This is a genomic window from Bradyrhizobium sp. LMTR 3, assembly GCF_001693485.1.
Classification (GTDB): Bacteria; Pseudomonadota; Alphaproteobacteria; order Rhizobiales; family Xanthobacteraceae; genus Bradyrhizobium.
Map to the genome: position 1 here is coordinate 62593 of NZ_MAXC01000008.1, position 19348 is coordinate 81940.

The following is a 19348-nucleotide window of genomic DNA, read 5'->3' on the forward strand; positions in this document are numbered from 1 at the left end:
CGGGAACCTGACCTGTGGTAGGACCTTCCGCCCAGGTGATCCAGAGCAGGAGGACCCAACGCCATGGCTGAGAGCGTCATGTATCACGATGGTAACAGGCAATTGCAGGATCGGTTCGACAGCCGCCGGATTTCGGATCGGCTGGAAGAGAAGCTGATGCGCAAGCAATTCTCCGCCGACGACAAGCAGTTCATCGAAGGCCTGCCGTATTTCTTTCTGGCAACCGCCGATGCCGAGGGGCGGCCCGATTGCTCATTCAAGGGCGGGGCGCCGGGGTTTGTGCGCATCACCGGGTTGTCCGAGCTCGCATTTCCCGACTATGACGGCAACGGCATGTTCAAGAGTCTCGGCAACATCGTCGTCAATGCCGATGTCGGCCTGCTGTTCATCGCCATGCACGACAAGCCGCGGCGTTTGCGTGTCAACGGCAGCGCCAGCGTGAGCGACAGCGACCCGCTGCTGGCGGAGACCGTCGGCGCGCAGCTCATCGTTCGCGTGACGGCGCGCGCTATCTTCCCGAACTGCCCGCGCTATATTCCGACGATGAGTTCGATCGAGCCGTCGATCTATGTGCCTCAAGCCGGACAGGACGCACCGGAGCCGGCGTGGAAAGGCTTTGCGGATTTCAATGACTGCATCCATCCGCGGCAGCCGACATTCAAGGGTTAGGGAGCGATTGTAGCCCACGCCGAAAATCGCCCTCGTCGTCCCTGCCTAGTGCGCAATTGCGCACGGGGCGCAGGGACCCATAACCACCGGCCTGGATTGCAGCGACGGCAACTGGCCCCATCGCGCCGCAGATAAGCCGCGGCGTATGGGTCCCTGCGTTCGCAGGGACGACGGCGAAAGTATTTGCAATGAACGGAAGCGGCCTAGACCGCCGTCATCTCGCCCTTGATGCAGGCGTCCCGCAGCTTGAATTTCTGGATCTTGCCCGATCCGGTCAGCGGGAAGGCGTCGACGACATACCAGTGTTTTGGCGTCTTGTGCGGGGCGAGCGAGGCGCGCATGTAGGCGATCAGCTCTTCCTTGTCGATCGCGGCGCCGGGTGCCGGGCGGATGAAGGCTGCGACCTCTTCGCCCCACTTCTCATGCGGCAGGCCGATGACGGCGACCTCGCCGACCTTGGGGTGCTTGAACAGCAACTCTTCCAGCTCGCGCGGATAGATGTTTTCGCCGCCGCGGATGATCATGTCCTTCAGCCGGCCTTCCACGGTGCAGTAGCCGCGCGCGTCCATCGCGCAGAGATCGCCGGTGTGCAGCCAGCCGTCGGCGTCGATCGCAGCCGCAGTCGCATCGGGCATTTCGAAGTAACCGATCATGACGTGATAGCCGCGGGTGCAGAACTCGCCGATCGTGCCGATCGGAACGGTCTCGCCGGTGTTGGGATCGATGATCTTGGTTTCCATATTGGGCAGCGGCAAGCCGATCGTGTTGGCCTTGTCCTCGACACTGTCATGGGTGCGGGTCTGCGCCGCGACGGGGGAGCATTCCGTCTGGCCGAAAACAATGGTGAAGGGCGCGCCGAGCTTTTCCTCCAGGAGCCGCACCAGCGAGGCAGGTACTGTCGAGCCGCCGGAGCAGATCGCCTTGACGGAGGACAGATCGGTCGCCGCGAATGTCGGGTGCTCCAGCATCGCAACCAGCATGGTGGGCACGCCGAGCATCGCGTTCCCGCGATAGGTCCCGAGCATTTCCAGCACCAGCCCCGGCTCGAAGGCCTCGACCAGCACCTGGGTTGCGGCTTTCGAGACCGCGCCGATCACGCAGCAGACGCAGCCGCCGGTATGAAACAACGGCATCGTGGTGACGAAGACGTCGCCGTCGTCGACGCCCATCCGGTCTGCGGTATCGGCTCCGTTGTTCAGCAGCCCGCGATGACGGAGCAGGGCGCCCTTCGGAAAGCCCGTCGTGCCCGAGGTGTACTGGATCATGACGGGATCGTCGGGGCTGACGGCCGGCAGCTTAATGCCCTCGTCATCGCCTGCGGTGATGAAGGCATTCCAGTCGTCGAAGCAGATGATCTCGCGCAGTTCGGGGCAGTTCGGCGCCACCGCCTGCACGGTCTCCAGCATCGGATTGCCGCGGAAGCCGTTGACCACGAAGACGCCGGCGGAGCGCGATTGTTTCAGCACATATTCAACTTCCCGGGCGCGGAAGGCCGGGTTGACGGTGACGAGCACCATGCCCGCCATGCCGGCACCGAATTCGAGCATCACCCATTCCGGAATATTTTGTGCCCAGACGGCAATGCGCTCGCCGGGCTTGAAGCGCGACAGCAGCGCGCGGGCGGTGCGCTGGGCTTCGCGGTAGAACTGTGCGTAGGTCCATTGCCGCCGCTGCGCCGGGTCAGGCACGCCCGCGATCAGGGCGAGGCGATCGGGCGCGGCTTCAGCCGCCTTGCGCAAGAGATCGCCGAATGTCATCTCCCGTACCGCAGGCGTGGTCGGTCCTGCGACGTGCGACTTCGTCAATGCCATCAAATCCTCCCCGGTCCGGCGCCGTTATCCTCGGTGGCGTCAGTTCCCAAGGGGAAAATGCCTTCCGACTTCGGGTAATGCAAGCGGGATAGACGTGGCCGAAGAGATGGAGGTTAGGAAGGGGCTGCGGCAGTAACCCCCGTCATTGCGAGCGAAGCGAAGCAATCCATTGCTCAACACGCGCGGAGGGATGGATTGCTTCGTCGCTTCGCTCCTCGCAATGACGGCGGAACGAGCGTCACCCCGCCTTGCGGTGCCTGGCTGTAGACCGGTGCGCTTTCCTTGCTGTCCGGCGCGCCGGCGCCCGCCGCGAGGTCGGGGCTTGTGCGCGCCGTTTCGTCGCTCCCTTGCCCTTCAGGCTCGCCTTTAGTGCGTCCATCAGATTGATGACATTGTCCGGCCTCTCCTCGGGCTCAGGCATCTTGATCGGCTTGCCGGAAGCCTTGCGGCGCACCAGCGCCTTCAATGCGTTCTCATATTCGTCCTTGAACTTCGAGGGATCGAAATGCGCGGCCATCTTGTGCAGGATATGGCCCGCAAGTTCGACCATGTCCTTGGTGACCTTCGGGGCCTTGATGCCTTCGAAATAGTCTTCCTCGTCGCGCAGCTCGTAAGGATATCGCAGCGTGGTGCCGAGCAGGCCCTTGCCGAGCGGCTCGATCGCCATGACGTGCTCGCGGTTGGTCAGCACGATGCGCGCCAGCGCCACCCGTTCCTCGTCCTTCATGGCATCGCGGATCACCGCGAAGGCGTCCACCGCGGCCTTGCCGTCGGGGGCGACGTAATAGGGGTGGTTGTAGTAGCGCTTGTCGATTTCGTCCCGCGGCACAAAACTGTCGATCTCGATCGTATGATTGCTCTCGATCTGGACGGCTTCGAGTTCCTCCTTTTCGATCTCGACATACTGGCCCTTTTTCAGCTCATAGCCGCGGCCTTTCTGATCGCTCTCGACGACGTCGCCGGTCTCGGCATCGATCATCTGCTGTTTCAGCCGGTTGCCGGTCTCCTTGTTGATCATGTGAAAGCGTGTTTTCTCGACCGATGTCGAGGCCGGATACAGCACGACCGGACACGACACCAAGGAGAGCTTCAGCGAGCCTTTCCAGTAGGCGCGGGGGGCCATTGCAATCTCCGGGCGCGGTTTGGGTTTGGGAACTTCAACGGTTAGTATGGGTTTTCGTTCCGGGTGTTGCCGCGGGGCGGTTTTGATCGAGGTGTGGCCGTGGCGTTGAAGAAGCTCAGCACGTACCGCAAGAAGCGCGATTTCGGCAAAACGGCGGAGCCCTCCGGCGACGTCGAGGTCGCGCCCGCCCGAGAGCGGCGGTTCGTGATTCAGAAGCATGATGCAAGCCGGCTGCATTACGATCTCAGGCTGGAATTCGACGGCGTGTTCAAATCCTGGGCCGTCACCAAGGGGCCGTCGCTCGACCCTCACGACAAGCGGCTCGCGGTCGAGGTCGAGGACCACCCGCTCGATTACGGCGATTTCGAAGGCACCATTCCGGAAGATCAATACGGCGGCGGCACGGTGATGCTGTGGGACCGGGGCTATTGGGAGTCCGATGATCCCGATCGCGGCTTCAAGAAGGGCGACCTGAAATTCACCCTGCATGGCGGCAAGCTGCATGGAAGCTGGGTGCTGGTGCGGATGCGGGGCGACCGCTACGGCGGCAAGCGCACCAACTGGCTCCTGATCAAGCACCGTGACGAATTCGCCGGGGAAGGCGAGGAAAACGACATTCTCGACGAGGACCGTTCGGTCGCCTCCGGGCGCACGATGGAGCAGATCGCGCAAGGCAAGGGCAAGGCGCCAAAGCCGTTCATGCTGGCCACGAAGACAAAGGCCGACGCGGTCTGGCAATCCAACCGCGGCGATGCCGCCGAGGCGCGGACCTTGCGGAAGACGGCCGCCTTGCGGGCCGCGCCGGAGATCAAGACGCGCGCCCCGGCCCCGACGGCCAAGCCGAAGAAGGTCGCGGCGATGCCGGATTTCGTGGCGCCGCAGCTTTGCACGGTCGTCGAGCGGCCGCCCGGCGGCGTGGGCTGGTGTCACGAGATCAAGTTCGACGGCTACCGGGTGCAATTGCGGGTCGAGGACGGCGATGCGGTGCTCTACACCCGAAAAGGCCTCGACTGGACCGACAAATTCCGGGCGATCGCCGACGAAGCGAAATCGCTTCCCGACGTGCTGATCGATGGCGAGATCGTCGCGCTCGATCACAACGGCGCGCCCAACTTCTCGACCCTGCAGGCGGCGCTGTCTGACGGCGACAGCGAGAGCCTGATCTTCTATGCGTTCGACCTGCTGTTCGCCAATGGTGAAGATTTTCGCAAGCTCCCGCTCGGCGACCGCAAGGCGCGGCTGAAGAAATTGCTGGAGGCGCAGAAGGGCAAGGACAAGCAGATCCGCTATGTCGAGCATTTTGAAAGCGGCGGCGATGCGGTGCTGCAATCGGCCTGCAAACTCGAACTGGAGGGCATCGTCTCCAAGAAACTCGATGTGCCCTATCGCTCCGGCCGCACCGAGAGCTGGACCAAGGCGAAATGCCGCGCCGGGCACGAGGTGGTGCTGGGCGGCTGGAAGACCACCAACGGCAAGTTCCGTTCGCTGATGGCCGGCGTCTACCGCGGCGATCATCTCGCCTTTGTCGGTATGGTCGGTACCGGTTTCGGGCAGGACAAGGTCCGCCGCATCATGCCGGCGCTGAAGGCCGCAGCCTCCGACAAGAACCCGTTCGGCGGCAAGAACGCGCCGAAGAAGACCCGCGATGTGCATTGGCTGAAGCCAGAACTGGTTGCCGAGATCGAATTCGCGGGCTTCACGGCGGATGGAAACATTCGTCAGGCCGCGTTCAAGGGCCTGCGGCAGGATAAGCCGGCCGAGGAGGTGGAGGCGGAAACACCGTCCAAGGCAGCCGTCGCGCAGCCGAAGCCGGGCAAGGGCAAGGGCAAGGGCGCGACGGTGCGGGCAACGCCCGCAACAACGAACAAGACCGGCGACGTCATGGGGGTGGTGATCTCAAAGCCGGACAAGGAGCTGTGGCCCGACGCCGGCGACGGCGAAGGCGTTACAAAGCTCGACCTCGCGCAATATTTCGAGACCGTCGGCGATTGGATGATCGGTCACCTCAAGGGCCGTCCATGCTCGATCGTTCGCGCGCCCGACGGTATCCATGGCGAGAAGTTCTTTCAACGCCACGCCATGCAGGGCGCGTCCAACCTGTTCGAGCTGGCCAAGGTTTCCGGCGACCGCAAGCCCTATCTGCAGATCGACCGGGTCGAGGGATTGGCTGCGGTGGCGCAGATCGGCGGCCTCGAATTGCATCCCTGGAATTGTGCGCCGGACGCTTACGACACGCCGGGACGTCTGGTGTTCGATCTCGATCCCGCTCCCAATGTTGAATTCTCCGACGTCATCGAGGCGGCAAAAGACATGCGCCAGCGGTTGACCGCTGTTGGTCTCGAAAGCTTCTGCAAGACCACCGGCGGCAAGGGGCTGCACGTGGTGACGCCGCTGCTTCATGGCGCAAGGGACAAGGTTTCATGGAAGGAGGCCAAGGCCTTCGCTCAAGGCGTCTGCCAGTGGATGGCGAACGATGATCCCGAGCGCTATCTGCTCAACATGTCGAAGAAGCTGCGCAAGGGAAAGATCTTCCTCGACTATCTTCGCAACGACCGGATGTCGACGGCGATCGCTGCCTTGTCGCCCCGTGCGCGCGAGGGTGCTACCGTGTCGATGCCGCTGACCTGGACGCAGGTGCGTGGCGATCTCGATCCGAAGAAGTACACGATCCGCACCGTGCCCGCACTGCTGGCCAAGACCAAGGCGTGGGACGGCTACGATGACGCGGCAGCGTCGATCAAGCCGGCGATCAAGAAGCTGGCCTCAATGTAGGGTGGGCAAAGCGACAGCGTGCCCACCATCTTCATCTCAACAAGAAAGGTGGGCACGGCGCAAGTGCGCCTTTGCCCACCCTACGATTCTCGACGCGTGGCTCAGATCTTCCCGAGCAGCAGCAGGATCAACAGGATCACGATCACCAGGCCCAGTCCGCCGCCGCCGTAATATCCGGTGCCATAGAACGGGCCGCCACCGATGCCACTGAAGCCGCCGAGCAGGGCGATGATGAGAATAATCAGAATGATTGTGCCGATAGACATAAATCTCTCCTCAGCCCGAAGCGGGGCGTGTGTCTATCCTGCCTTCGCGGAGAGTAACAAGCGTGAATCACGAAAGTTCCGGTCTGGGAGGCAATTGTACCGTCGTCCCTTACTTTCGAACCACGTACAATTACATGCAGCTAGATCAGGGAGGATTTTTCAGCGATGACCAAACCGCTCGTGGTTTCCATCCCGCATAGTCTGGGCCGCGAGGAGGCGATGCGCCGCCTCAAGACAGGACTGTCGCGTGCTGCGTCCAGCGTGCCGATGCTGAGTGTCGAGGAGGAACGCTGGGAAGGCAACCGCATGATCTTCCGCGTGCGCGCCCTCGGGCAAGGCGCGGCAGGCCATGTCGATGTCGCCGACGATCACGTGCAGGTGGAAGTGGTGCTGCCATGGCTGTTGCAGCGCTTTGCCGAAGCGGCCCAGGCCGCGATCCGCAGCCGCGGCCAGTTGCTGCTGACCAAGAAAAGCTGACGTATCAGCCGCGACGGCGCCTTGGTGCGGGTGTTGCCGCGCCATTGTACCTGGCCTTCAGCACCGCGACCGGCAGATGCATCAGCAGGTCTGACAGGCGCAATTGCGCAGCATCGGCGTCGGCAAAACCTTCCATCGCGTAGCCGCCAACGTTCAGCGCGGCGTCGTAGTTCTCCGGACCGGGCCAATGTCTGCCGCCATCGGTAAACGGCGCAAACCATCGTGTGACCACGACGATCGCAGCATCGCGGCCGCGCCGCCGGGCGAACGCGATGAAATGGTCGCGACGCGGTCCGCTAACTTCCAAGGGTTCGTAATCGCCGCTTGTGAACGTGTCGGCGAATTCGGTTCGAAGCTTGAGCAGATGCCGTGTCCAAGCCAGCTTCAGATGACCGCTCGGCCACTTCTCGACCAGCCGATCCCAATCCGGATTCTCCACCGCGCCCAGCCGGCCTGCGCGTTCGGCAAAGTCGACGGGCCGCCGGTTGTCGGGATCGACCAGCGAAAAGTCCCAAAGTTCCGTGCCCTGATAGAAGTCCGGTACGCCCGGTATCGTCGACTTCAGCGTGATCTGGCTGAGCGAGTTCAGGGCGCCCAGCAACGAGAGCCGCTGCGCCAGCGTCTGCAGGGAATTCAGGAATTCGCCCGACAGTGAGGGATCGAGAATCTTCGCGATGAAGCCTTTGACCCCCGTCTCGTAGGGCGCGTGGGGATTGAGCCAACTCGTTTCCTGCTTGCCCTCGCGCGCCGCCTTCAGCGCATATTCCTGCATCCGGTCCACGAACGAAGCGTCGTCCGGCTGCCATGCCCCCACCAGCGCCTGATACAGCATGTATTCGAACGCAGCCGACGGCGCGCGCAGATCGCCATCGACCGAAAGATGCGGCGCGTTGAGCAGTTTCCATCGGGCTACCGTGCCGGTCCATTCGCCCGGAATTTCCGAAAGCGCGAGGATGCGCGCACGCGCATCCTCGCCGCGCTTGGTATCATGCGTCGCGGTCGCGGTCATGCCATGCGGCCATTCCCTGGCGCGCGCCTCCATCATCCCGTGAAAATCGTCAACCGATACCGCCCTTGCGGCGGGATCGCCGCCGACCTCGTTGAGGGCAAGCAGGCGGTGGTAGCGATAGAACGTCGTGTCCTCCAGCGACTTTGCCATCATCGGTCCGGTGAACTGCTGCATCTTCAAGGCAAACCGGCGCACCCGCGGCGCGCTGTGGTGGGTACGTCCGGGCTTGATCAGGTCCATCGTCAGGGCGTCGCTCAGGAAATCGAAGATGCCGTCATCGGCGGCAAACCAGTCGGCGCGCGCCCGTTCGATCGTCCCTGCTATCAACTGGCGGTCATGCGCAGATGGGCCCGACGCCGTCAGGTAGGTGCGGTAAACCGGAAAGTGCAGCACGTAGAGTTCGAGTGCCTGCCGCAGGCTGTCGGCAGAATAGTCGCGGGTGGAATAATGCCCGCTGGCAATCCGCGCCAAGAGGCGCGTCAGCACCGTGAACTCGCTGGTCAGCAGCGTTTCCAGCACGCGACGCTTGGCCTCCCGCAGGATCGGTTCGAGTTTCGGCGAAAGATTGCTGATCTGCCGCCAGATCTCGTCGAGCGGCTCCAGGCCGCTTCCGTCGGTCAGCACATGGGTGATCGCGTTCAGCCACTCATAGCCGGTGGTGCCGTGAACGCCGGAGAATGGCGGCAGCTTTTCGTGCTCGCCAAGAATTTTCTCGACCACCACGTAGAAGGGCCTGCTCCGCCCGCCAAAGCCATCGCGGATCAGCCGGCGCAGGCGCTGGAAATACTGGACGGGATCGCGCAGGCCGTCGATGTGATCGAGCCGCAACCCCGCAAGCTTTTCCTCCGCAATCAGCCGTTTGACCAGGCGATGGATCGCCTCGAAGGTGCCGGTGTCTTCGATGCGCAGGCCCGCCAGCGTGTTGATATCGAAGAAGCGCCGGTAGTTGATGTCACTGGAAGCGAGCCGCCAGTGGCCGAGCTTGTAGTGCTGGCGTTCGAGCAGATGATGCAGCGCCAGCGTTGCAGCGGCGCGATCCGGCCCGGCCCGATAGGCTGCAAGCCCATGCGCGATGATCTCGGCGGCGCCCGTGATGCCCTTCAACTCGGCTTTGAACGCTGGTGCTTCCTTGCGGTTGGGGCGTCGCGGCCCCTGATAGCGGGAGGCCGGCGCAAGCATGGCCCTGCCGGACGCACTTTCCTCCGCGCCCGCTTCCTTGACGATCATACGCAGGATTTCGCCATAACGCTCCGGCGCGATCGGCAGCCGATGCTCAAAGTACCAGGCCGAAAAACTGCCTTCGCCGGCGTCGTAGCGCAATTCGATCTCGCCGTTTTCCAGCGCCTGACCGTAGGACGAGCCGATGATTGGCAGCAACACCCCGCCGCGGGCGCGGTATGGCAATTGTTCCCAGTCGATGTCGAAGGAGGCCGCGTGCGGCGAGGCGGGACCCCACTCGAGCATGTCGAGCCACCATGGATTATCGTCAAAATGCACGCCGACATGGTTGGGCACGAAATCGAGGATCAGCCCGAGATCATGTTGCCGCAGCATGGCGCTCAGCCGCTCGAAGCCGGCTTCGCCGCCGAGCTCTGGATTGAACTGGGCATGGTCGATGACGTCGTAGCCATGCGCGCTGCCCTTGCGGGCGCGCATGAAGGGCGATGCATAGAGATGGGTGATGCCGAGCGCCTTCAGGTAAGGCACCACGGAAACGGCGGCGTCGAAATCGAAATCCGCCGACAGTTGCAGGCGGTAGGTCGCGATCGGGATCGCCGGGGGCATTTTCCTATCCGATGCGCCAGTGCACCGACCATGGCGGGACGCTATTGCCCAACTCGCTACCCCAGATCAGGGTTCCTGCAGCTTCGCCGTGGCTGACGGCCTTTTCCGACAGGTTGGCGATGAGGCGAAGCGCGGTGCCATCGCCCATGCGCCAATCGGCTGTCAGCAACCCGTTGCTTTCCGCGTCTGCTTTCCCAAAAGCTGCGCCGGCCAGCCGCGGTACAATCTCCTGCCGCCGGACCTGCAACAGGTTTCGCACCATGGTCAGGCGTTTCCGTCCCGCCGGAGCGTCGCGGCCATCCCAGTCGAGAACGGCGGAATCGCGGGTCGAAGCGGCGAGCGCGTCGGGGACTTCATCGCCATATTCCGCATAGGCCCAGGCCAATTCGATGCGGCGGCCCTTCCGAACCGCGTCGGCGAGTTCGCCGCCGAAATCGCAGAAGAAGGGGAAGGGGACCGTCGAGCCCCATTCCTCGCCCATGAACAGCATGGGGATGGGAGGAGCGATCAGCAGGACCTGAAGCGCCGCCTCGATCATCCGCGCGTCGGCGTTGCCTTCCAGCCGGTCGCCCAGCGCACGATTGCCGATCTGGTCGTGGTTCTGCAGGAAGTTGATGAAGGCGGTCGGTGCAAGATGGCCGCTCGGCTCGCCACGCCTGACGCCGCGAAAAGCCGATGGCTCGCCCTGGTAGACGAAACCTGATGACAGTGAGCGGGCGATATCCGATCTCGGCGCGCGCTGGTAATCGCCATAATAGCCCTGCTTCTCGCCGGTCATCAGCACGCGCCAGGCGTGATGGTAATCGTCGTTCCATTGCGCGCGGTATTTGCCGTGCGGAGGGTCCTGGACGGAATCCAGGATGCTGGCGCGGTTGTCGCCGTTCTCCAGCACGAGGTGAATGTGCCGGCCGGTTTCCGCAGCCAATTGGCCGGCGGCGGCGCTGATGTCATGCAGCAGCGACAACCCGCCCGGTTCAACGATCGAGTTGACGGCATCGAGCCGCAGTCCGTCGAAGCGGTAGTCGCGCAGCCAGGAGAGCGCGTTCTCGATTGCAAAGCCGCGGACTTGCCTGACGCGATAGTCTATCGCACTGCCCCATGGCGTGTGGGCTTCGGTGAAGAAGGAGGGCGCATAGCGGCCGAGATAATTTCCCTCGGGGCCGAAATGGTTGTAGACGACGTCAAGCATCACCATCAGCCCGCGCAGGTGCGCCTCGTCGATCAGCTCCTTGAGATCTTCGGGACGGCCATAGGAGCTGTCGGGTGCGTACCACAAGACGCCGTCATAGCCCCAGTTGCGGGAGCCGGCGAAATCCGCCAGCGGCATCAATTCCAATGCGGTGATGCCGGTTGCTACGAGATGGTCGAGCCTGTCGATCATGGCGCGATAGCTGCCTTCCGCGGTGAAGGTGCCGACATGCGTCTCGATGATCACCGCTTCCTGCCACGGCCGTCCGTGCCAGCTTGCGGCCCGCCACGGATAGGCGTCATGGTCGATCACTTCGCTCGGGCCCAAAACGTCCTCGGGCTGAAACAGCGAAGCTGGATCGGGGACATCGAGTTCGCCATCGATGCGGAATTTGTAGCGTGCGCCGGCCTTGACACCGGCAATATCGGCCGTGAACCAGCCGTCCTCGCCGCGCCTCATCGCGTGAGGCTGCTCCAGCATCACCTCGACGCGTTTGGCCGCCGGCGCCCACAGCCGAAACCGCGTGCCGTAGTTTGTCAGAAGCGGGCCGAATTGCCGGTCATTCATGCCGCGCCCGCAAAGACAAGCACCGACCGCGGCGGCGCGCTGGTTTCGACGCCCGAAGCGAATTCGGCGGCGGCCAGCACGGCCTCGGTCGTGTTCAGTACCTGCTGCCAGCTCTTGTATTCGGGCATTGGCGGCAACTTGAAAGCAATCTCTTCGGGCGCAGCGTTCAGCACGATAAAGATCGGCGGCTGACCTGGTTCCAAGGGCCCCAGCACATAGGCGAGGAACCGTCCTTCCGGAAAATTCCAGTCGGCTTCCTGCATCTCCTCGGCTGCCGGCGTCAGCCACAGCACGCCGTAGGAGCCGTCCTTGCGCCGCCCGGAGAGCCAGCGCTGGTAGCGCAGTTGCGGGAAGCGCCGGCGCAGCGCGGTCATATGGCCGACGAAATCGGTGAGGTCGTCGCCTGGCTTGCCGAGATTTTCCCAGTTGACCCAGCCGATCTCGTTGTCCTGGCAATAGGCATTGTTGTTGCCGTTCTGCGAATTGCCGACCTCGTCGCCGGCCAGCATCAAGGGCGTCCCCTGCGCGAGGAACAGGCAGGCGAGCTGGTTCCTGCGGAGCTGCCGGCGCAGCGCCACGATCGCGGCGTCCGTGGTCGGGCCCTCATGGCCGCAATTGTTGCTGTGGTTGTCGTTGGAGCCGTCGCGATTGTCCTCGCCGTTTGCCTCGTTGTGCTTCTCGTTGTAGCTGAACAGGTCGGTCAGCGTGAAACCGTCATGGACGGTGATGTGATTGATGCTGGCGCGCGTTGCGCGATTGTCGTGATGGAACAGGTCGGATGAGGCGGTCATGCGGCGCGAGACCTCGCCGATCAGGCTGCCTTCGCCGCTCCAGTAGCGCCGCAACGCACTGCGATAGCGGTCGTTCCATTCCGACCATTGTGAGGGAAACGCGCCGACCTGATAGCCGCCCAGGCCGAGGTCCCACGGCTCGGCGACGAGTTTTACGGTTGCCAGCACCGGGTCCTGCCGCACGGCCGTGAGGAACGCCGAATTGCGGTCAAAACCGTTTGGCTCGCGCGCCAGCGTGGTGGCGAGGTCGAAGCGGAAGCCGTCGACGTGACAGACCTCGACCCAGTAGCGCAGCGAATCCATCACCATCTGCAGCACGCGCGGATGGGTGAGGTTGACCGAGCTGCCGCAGCCGGTGAAGTCGTCATAGTAGCGCGGATGCTCTTTGTTGAGCCAGTAATAGGATGCATTATCGATGCCGCGGAAACACAGCGTTGGGCCGAGATGATTGCCTTCGGCGGTGTGATTGTAAACTACGTCGAGCATCACCTCGATGCCGGCGTCGTGCAGCCGCGCCACCGTGGTGCGGAACGCATCGAGCGCATTGTCCTGCGCATAGCGCGGCTCCGGCGCGAAGAACGCCAGCGTGTTGTAGCCCCAGTAGTTGGAGAGCTTCTTTTCTACCAGCACCCGGTCATCGATCAGGCCGTGGATCGGCAACAGTTCGATGGTGGTGACGCCGAGCCGCTTGAGATGGTCGATCATCGCCGGCGAGCACAGCCCGCCATAGGTGCCGCGCCAGCCCGGCGCCACATCGTCGCGCCTCTGTGTCAGGCCTTTGACGTGGGCCTCATAGATGACGGTGTCTTCCCAGGCGATGTTCGGTCGTATCTCGCGGCGGCCCCAGTTGAAGGTTTCGTCGACCACGACCGCCTTCGGCATGCCGCGGGCATTGTCGCGGCGGTCGAACGAAAGATCCTCGCGCGCGCTCCCCGTTCGATAGCCGAAATGCGCGTCGCTCCACACCAGCCTGCCGGCGAGCCGCTTGGCATAGGGATCGAGCAACAGCTTGTTGGCGTTGAAGCGGTGTCCCCGCTCCGGCGCGTAGGGGCCATGGACGCGATAGCCGTAGAGCTGTCCGGGCGAGACGTCGTTGAGATAGCCGTGCCAAACGTCCTCGTTGCGCTCGGGCAGTTCGATTCGCTCGAGTTCGCGGCGGCCCTGGCCGTCGAACAGGCAAAGCTCGACCTTCTCCGCATTGGCCGAGAACAGCGCGAAGTTGGTGCCCCTGCCGTCCCAGCTTGCTCCGAGGCGGGCGGGACTTCCCGCGGACAATCGCATGCGTCAGCTTTCCGGTACGAGAAAGATCGCAGCCAGAGGCGGAATGGTGAGGCTGAGTTCGGGGATGGCGCCTTCCAGGGTGTGGACTTCGCCAACGTTGCCGACATTGCTGCCGCCATAATGCGCCGAGTCGGAATTGAGCGCTTCCCTCCACTTGCCTGCGAACGGCACCCGGACGCGATAGTTGTGATAGACGTTCGGCGAGAAGTTCACGACCACGAGGCAGCGCGCGTGCGCATCGAGACCCTTGCGCAGCCAGGCAAAGACGTTGCCGCCGGAATCGTGGGTGATGACCCATTCAAATCCCGCTTGGTTGCAATCCATCTGGTGCAGCGCCGGCACGCTGCGATAGAGCCGGTTGAGGTCGCGGATCAGGTTCTGCATGCCGCTATGGCGGTGCTGCGCCAAAAGGTGCCAGTCGAGCGAATGATCGTGATTCCATTCGCGCTCCTGGCCGAACTCGCAGCCCATGAACAGGAGCTTCTTGCCGGGATGGCCGAACATGAAGCTGTAGTAGGCACGCAGGTTCGCAAAGCGCTGCCACTCGTCGCCGGGCATGCGGCCGAGGATCGATCGCTTGCCGTGCACGACTTCGTCATGTGACAACGGCAAAATGAAGTTTTCCGAAAATGCGTAATGCAGGCCGAACAGCACGTCGCCGTGATGGTGCTTCCGGTAGATCGGATCCTTGCCGATATATTTCAGCGTGTCGTGCATCCAGCCCATGTTCCATTTGAAGCCGAAACCGAGCCCGCCATATTCGACCGGCCGCGAGACCTGCGGCCATGCGGTGGATTCTTCCGCAGCCGTGGTGGCTTCCGGAAAATGCCCGAACAGTTCGATGTTGAAGCGGCGCAGGAACTCGATGGCTTCGAGGTTTTCCCGCCCCCCGAGCCGGTTCGGGATCCACTCGCCGGCGGGCCGGCTGTAGTCGAGGTAGAGCATCGAGGCGACGGCATCGACGCGCAGGCCATCGATGCCGTAGCGATCGAGCCAGAACAGCGCGTTGGACACCAGGAAATTGACCACTTCGGTGCGGCCGTAATTATAGATCAGCGTGCCCCAGTCGAGATGGCGGCCCTGCATCGGGTGGGCGTGCTCATAGAGCGCGGTGCCGTCGAAATAGCCGAGCCCATGCGGATCGTCGGGAAAATGTCCGGGCACCCAGTCGAGCCACACGCCGAGCCCCTCGCGATGGCAGGCATCGACGAGGGCGGAAAAATCTTCCGGCGGGCCGAACCGGCTGGTCGGCGCGTACAGGCCGGTCGGCTGATAGCCCCAGGAGCCGTCGAAGGGGTGTTCGCTGACGGGTAGAAACTCGAGATGGGTAAAGCCCATGTCCTTCGCATAGGCCGGAAGCTGTTCGGCGAGGTCGCGATAGCTCAGCCATTCATTGCCGTTCTTGCGCCGCCAGGAGCCGAGATGAACCTCGTAGATCGAGATCGGCGCTTCCAGCGCGTTGATGCCCGACGGCGCCGGGCGCGGATGCGCAATTCTGCTTTCGTCGACGACGATCGAGGCCGTCGAGGGCCGGACTTCCGCCGCAAAGGCCACCGGATCGGATTTCAGCGGCAGATGCCGTCCGTCCGAGCCGGTGATGTCGAACTTGTACCGGTCGCCGGCGCGGGCATGGGGCACGAACAGCTCCCAATAGCCGACGCCGCGCACCCGCATCGGATGCCGCCGCGCATTCCAGAAATTGAAATCGCCGACAACGCTGACCGCCTTGGCGTTCGGCGCCAGCACCACGAACGCCACGCCGTCGACGCCATCGAGTATCATCGGATGCGCGCCGAGCTTGTCGTAGATCCGCCGATGGGTGCCTTCGCCCAGGAGATAGAGGTCGAAGTCGCTGAGCACGGGCGGAAAGCGGTAGGGGTCGTCGAGATCGACGACGTTCTCGCCGAAACGGGCGCGGAGCTGGTAGCGTTTCGATCCGTTCGGCAGCGCGCCTGCAAACAGCCCGGCATCGTGGATGCGCTCAAGCGGCGCCGTCTCGCCTTGCTCGCCGATCGCCTCCACGTTGGACGCTTCGGGGATGAAAGCGCGCACCACGCTGTGTCCGCCTTCGCTGTGCAAGCCGAGATAGCGAAACGGATCCGAATGCTTGCCTTCGATGATTGCGTAGGCCTCTGCGGATAGCTTGGTCATGAGGCCTCGAAGGACGGTTGTGACAACATCTTGACAATTCCGCTCAGTGGCACGCGCAGCCATTCCGGCCGGAATGACAGTTCGTGCTCGATCTCGTTCAAGGCCTTCTCGAGCAGAAAGAAGGTCAGCAAGCCGTCTGCCGCGGTCGGATCGGCCGGCCAAAGCCGTTGGTCGGTCATCGCTTCGCGGTAGGCGGCGAGAAATGCGGCCGTCGCCCGGTCCCGCCATTCGCCAAGCGCCGCGCCGAGCTTGCCGTGGTCATCGTGGGCTACTTTGAGCGCGCGCTCAAGGGCTGCGGTTGCCGAATAATCGATCGAGCGGATCAGGCTTGCGATGTCGCGTGCTGCGGGCATCTTGCGCCGGCGTTCGGCGATACTGCGCCGCGGCGCGCCTTCGAAGTCGACGATGAAGATATCGTCCTTGACGATCAGCAACTGGCTGAGATCGAGGTCGCCATGGCCGCGAATGTTGGCGGCGTCGGCCTCACGCAGCAGCAGCGATTCCAGCCAACCCGGCAGGGCCGGCTGCAACGCCAGCACCTGATCGGCCAACGCCCGGTCGGCGTCCTTCAGCGCCTCTCGCCGCTGCCGAAGCGCATCGAAGACGCGCCCGGCGCTGAGCATCAGATCGTCGACCCAGCGCTGCACGTCGTCGCCGCTGGTCGGCTCCGGCGCGAATTCGGCAAGCTCGCCGTTGCTGGCGAGCGCAACATGCAGCTCGGCGACGCGCCGTCCGGCCTGCGCGATGTAGCGCAGATAAGGGATCTCTTCCTCGCGCTCGCCGGGATGGATGCTCGCTGCGAGCAGGCTCTGCTCCTCGACGAAGCGATCCAGATAGGCCGCACTCATGGTCCAGAGGTCGCCCTGATTGGCGATGAAGGCGTGAACGACGCCGACCGCGCTCTTCTCGTTGCCCTCGACCAGCTCGGCGCTGCCGAGCAGTGCCGGCGCATTGGGAAAGTTGGCGACATCAGTCAGGAAGCGTCCGATCTCGATTTCGGGATTGGGACCGGCCTGAAGCGTCCGATAGATCTTGACGGCATAGTCATTGTCCACCAACGCGGTGCTGCGCGGCAGTTCGGATTCAATGGTGCGGATGTGCTCCGGCTGCCGGATCGACTTGTCGCCGAAGCGGCTGGTCGGGCGAAATTCGAGCCGCAAGCCCTGTTCGCTCTCGTCGACCGTCAGCGACTGCTGCAGATTGCGCAAAAACAGCGCGACGAAGATCGGGTCGGTGGCAACGTCGAGCAGCGTTCCCTCGCGCGCGCCCTGGCGAACGGCGGCCAGCGCATGCGGATTGTAGCGCTCGCGGTCGAAGCGGACCCATTCGATCTGCATCGGCAGCACGTAGCGCGTGGTGACGCCGCGTTGCGTCGCTTCGAAAAAAGCGAGCCACGGCCGGTTGTCGCCGATGTCGCAGAACGGAATCGCCGACGTCAGTTTCGGATGGATCGCCTTGGCCGAGCGTTCCGGATACCAGCGGCTGCGTGCCAGATGTCCCGGAAGCACGTCGCGCTCGAACACGCCGCGCTCGCGCGCCAGCGATACCCAGGTCGCGTTCAACGGCACCACCAGCGTTTCAAACTCGGGCACCGCGCGCTGCGGAACCGGCGCCGATTTGTCGCGCTCCTGCAGTTCGAACCAGTAGAAGCCGTAAGGCGACAGCGTGATCATGTAGGGCAGCTCGCCGATCGCCGGGAAGCGCGTGCGGCCGAGCATTTCCAACGGGATGCGGTCCTTGAAGGCGGAGAGATCCAGTTCGGTCGCCTGAGCCGATCGCGACAGATTGGCGACGCACAGAATGACCTCGTCCCCGTACTGGCGCACGTAGCACAGCACCGAGCGGTTTTCCGGGCGGATGAATGTCATGCTGCCGCGGCCGAAGGCGATCGTGGATTTGCGGACCGCGATCAGCCGCTTGGTGGCAGAGAGCAGCGAGGAGAGGCTGCGCGACTGTGCCTCGACATTGACGGACTCGTAGCCATAGACCGGGTCCATGATGGTCGGCGCGTAGAGCCGCGCGGGGTCGGAACGGGAGAAGCCGCCATTGCGATCCGGCGTCCACTGCATCGGAGTGCGGACGCCGTTGCGGTCGCCGAGATAGATGTTGTCGCCCATGCCGATCTCGTCGCCGTAATAGATGATCGGCGTGCCCGGGAACGAGAACAACAGCGAATTCATCAGCTCGATCTTGCGCCGGTCATTGTCCATAAGCGGCGCCAGCCGCCGCCGGATGCCGACATTGATGCGGGCGCGGGGATCGTTGGCGTAGGTCGACCACAGGTAATCGCGCTCGACGTCGGTGACCATTTCCAGCGTCAGTTCGTCGTGGTTGCGTAGGAACAGCGCCCACTGGCAATTGCCCGGAATATCCGGCGTCTGGCGCAGGATGTCGGTGATCGGAAAACGGTCTTCCTGCGCGATTGCCATGTAGATGCGCGGCATTAGCGGAAAATGATAGGCCATGTGGCATTCGTCGCCACGGCCGAAATATTCCTGAACGTCCTCCGGCCATTGGTTGGCCTCGGCCAGCAGCACCTTGCCCTTGGCGTAGGCGTCGAGCTCCTGGCGCAGTCGCTTGATGACCGCGTGGGTCTCGGGAAGGTTCTCGTTGTTGGTGCCGTCGCGCTCGCAGAGATAGGGAATGGCGTCGAGCCGGAAGCCGTCGACCCCGGTGTCGAGCCACCGCTTCATCACCTGCACCAGCGCGCTTACCACGCGCGGGTTGTCGAAATTGAGATCCGGCTGGTGCGAAAAGAAGCGGTGCCAGTAGAACTGGCCGGCCTCCGGGTCCCAGGTCCAGTTCGACTTCTCGGTATCGGTGAAGATGATCCGCGTGCCCAGATATTTCTGGTCGGTATCGCTCCAGACATACCAGTTGCGGGCAGAGGAATTCGGGTCCGAGCGGCGGGCGCGCTTGAACCAGTCGTGCTGATCGGAGGTGTGGTTGATGACGAGCTCGGTGATGACCCGCAGGCCGCGCTTCTTGGCTTCCTGGATGAAGCGCCTGAAATCCTTCATCGTCCCGAAATCGGGGTTGATGTCGCCGTAGTCCGCGATGTCGTAGCCGTCGTCGCGGCCGGGGGACGGATAGAACGGCAACAGCCACAATGTGGTGACGCCAAGGTCCTGCAGGTACCCGAGTTTCTCGGTCAGCCCGGCAAAGTCGCCGATGCCGTCATTGTTGCTGTCGGCGAAGGCCTTGACGTGCAACTGATAGATGATCGCATCCTTGTACCAGAGCTCGTCGGTGGCGACCTCGGCTGCGGGCACGTCCTTTGCTTCGACCACAAGGCTGCTATCCGGATTCAGCGGATAGGTACCGTCGATAGTAATGGAGACGCCGGCGTTGGAGCTCTCGGCGGTTTGCGCTTTTTTGTTCACGGTGATGCCATTGCCATGGAAATGACGTCCCCGTTTCGTTTGCAGAAAGGGAGACGTTCCGGACATAGATAGAA

General features: G+C 63.3%; 11 protein-coding genes. 3 read left to right on the top strand and 8 right to left on the bottom strand.

The window, feature by feature from the left end; all coding sequences use genetic code 11:
• Positions 1–63 precede the first annotated feature (63 nt).
• Positions 64–669, top strand: a complete 606-nt coding sequence (locus LMTR3_RS07080; RefSeq protein WP_065744379.1) for a pyridoxamine 5'-phosphate oxidase family protein — start codon at positions 64–66, stop codon at positions 667–669.
• 203 nt (positions 670–872) lie between these two features.
• Here LMTR3_RS07080 and LMTR3_RS07085 read toward each other — a convergent pair whose 3' ends face one another.
• Both LMTR3_RS07085 and ku read right to left on the bottom strand, forming a co-directional pair.
• A complete protein-coding gene (locus LMTR3_RS07085; protein ID WP_065744380.1) occupies positions 873–2480 on the bottom strand; it encodes an AMP-binding protein in 1608 nt (535 codons plus the stop codon).
• Between the two features lie 238 nt (positions 2481–2718).
• The gene (gene ku / locus LMTR3_RS07090) at positions 2719–3603 is read right to left on the bottom strand and encodes a non-homologous end joining protein Ku (RefSeq protein ID WP_065744381.1); all 885 of its coding nucleotides are present in this window, start codon (positions 3601–3603) and stop codon (positions 2719–2721) included.
• Positions 3604–3702: 99 nt separating this feature from the next.
• Here ku and ligD point away from each other — a divergent pair, with 99 nt between their 5' ends.
• On the top strand, positions 3703–6375 hold the full coding sequence (gene ligD / locus LMTR3_RS07095; RefSeq protein ID WP_065744463.1) for a DNA ligase D: 2673 nt from the start codon (positions 3703–3705) through the stop codon (positions 6373–6375).
• Positions 6376–6476: 101 nt separating this feature from the next.
• Here ligD and LMTR3_RS07100 read toward each other — a convergent pair whose 3' ends face one another.
• A complete protein-coding gene (locus tag LMTR3_RS07100; RefSeq protein ID WP_065727178.1) occupies positions 6477–6641 on the bottom strand; it encodes a DUF3309 family protein in 165 nt (54 codons plus the stop codon).
• 165 nt (positions 6642–6806) lie between these two features.
• On the opposite strand from LMTR3_RS07100, the gene LMTR3_RS07105 reads away from it, so the two are divergent.
• Complete coding sequence (locus LMTR3_RS07105) at positions 6807–7118, top strand: polyhydroxyalkanoic acid system family protein (RefSeq protein WP_065744382.1); 312 nt, start codon at positions 6807–6809, stop codon at positions 7116–7118.
• 4 nt (positions 7119–7122) lie between these two features.
• On the opposite strand, the gene treY is transcribed toward LMTR3_RS07105, so the two are convergent.
• From treY to treS, 5 genes are read right to left on the bottom strand one after another with little or no spacing between them, the layout of a single operon-like run.
• Positions 7123–9912 (bottom strand): malto-oligosyltrehalose synthase, encoded by a 2790-nt coding sequence (treY, locus tag LMTR3_RS07110; protein WP_065744383.1) that lies wholly within the window; start codon positions 9910–9912, stop codon positions 7123–7125.
• Between the two features lie 4 nt (positions 9913–9916).
• The gene (gene treZ, locus LMTR3_RS07115; protein ID WP_065744384.1) at positions 9917–11668 is read right to left on the bottom strand and encodes a malto-oligosyltrehalose trehalohydrolase; all 1752 of its coding nucleotides are present in this window, start codon (positions 11666–11668) and stop codon (positions 9917–9919) included.
• Positions 11665–13740, bottom strand: coding sequence for a glycogen debranching protein GlgX (gene glgX / locus LMTR3_RS07120; protein WP_065744385.1), 2076 nt, complete (start codon positions 13738–13740; stop codon positions 11665–11667). The genes treZ and glgX overlap by 4 nt, the downstream gene beginning before the upstream one ends.
• A gap of 3 nt (positions 13741–13743) precedes the next feature.
• Positions 13744–15891: a 1,4-alpha-glucan branching protein GlgB gene (gene glgB, locus LMTR3_RS07125; protein ID WP_065744386.1), complete on the bottom strand. Its 2148-nt coding sequence runs from the start codon at positions 15889–15891 to the stop codon at positions 13744–13746.
• Positions 15888–19181 carry a maltose alpha-D-glucosyltransferase gene (gene treS / locus LMTR3_RS07130; RefSeq protein WP_245319803.1) on the bottom strand — a complete coding sequence of 1098 codons (3294 nt, stop codon included), beginning with the start codon at positions 19179–19181 and terminating at the stop codon, positions 15888–15890. Before treS ends, glgB begins: the two co-directional genes overlap by 4 nt.
• Positions 19182–19348 lie beyond the last annotated feature (167 nt).

Bases quoted from the DNA above. Each gene is read 5' to 3' on its own strand.
- LMTR3_RS07080 (WP_065744379.1), top strand. From the start codon at position 64: ATGGCTGAGAGCGTCATGTATCACGATGGTAACAGGCAATTGCAGGAT.
- LMTR3_RS07085 (WP_065744380.1), bottom strand. From the start codon at position 2,480: ATGGCATTGACGAAGTCGCACGTCGCAGGACCGACCACGCCTGCGGTA.
- ku (WP_065744381.1), bottom strand. From the start codon at position 3,603: ATGGCCCCCCGCGCCTACTGGAAAGGCTCGCTGAAGCTCTCCTTGGTG.
- LMTR3_RS07100 (WP_065727178.1), bottom strand. From the start codon at position 6,641: ATGTCTATCGGCACAATCATTCTGATTATTCTCATCATCGCCCTGCTC.
- LMTR3_RS07105 (WP_065744382.1), top strand. From the start codon at position 6,807: ATGACCAAACCGCTCGTGGTTTCCATCCCGCATAGTCTGGGCCGCGAG.
- treY (WP_065744383.1), bottom strand. From the start codon at position 9,912: ATGCCCCCGGCGATCCCGATCGCGACCTACCGCCTGCAACTGTCGGCG.
- treZ (WP_065744384.1), bottom strand. From the start codon at position 11,668: ATGAATGACCGGCAATTCGGCCCGCTTCTGACAAACTACGGCACGCGG.
- glgX (WP_065744385.1), bottom strand. From the start codon at position 13,740: ATGCGATTGTCCGCGGGAAGTCCCGCCCGCCTCGGAGCAAGCTGGGAC.
- glgB (WP_065744386.1), bottom strand. From the start codon at position 15,891: ATGACCAAGCTATCCGCAGAGGCCTACGCAATCATCGAAGGCAAGCAT.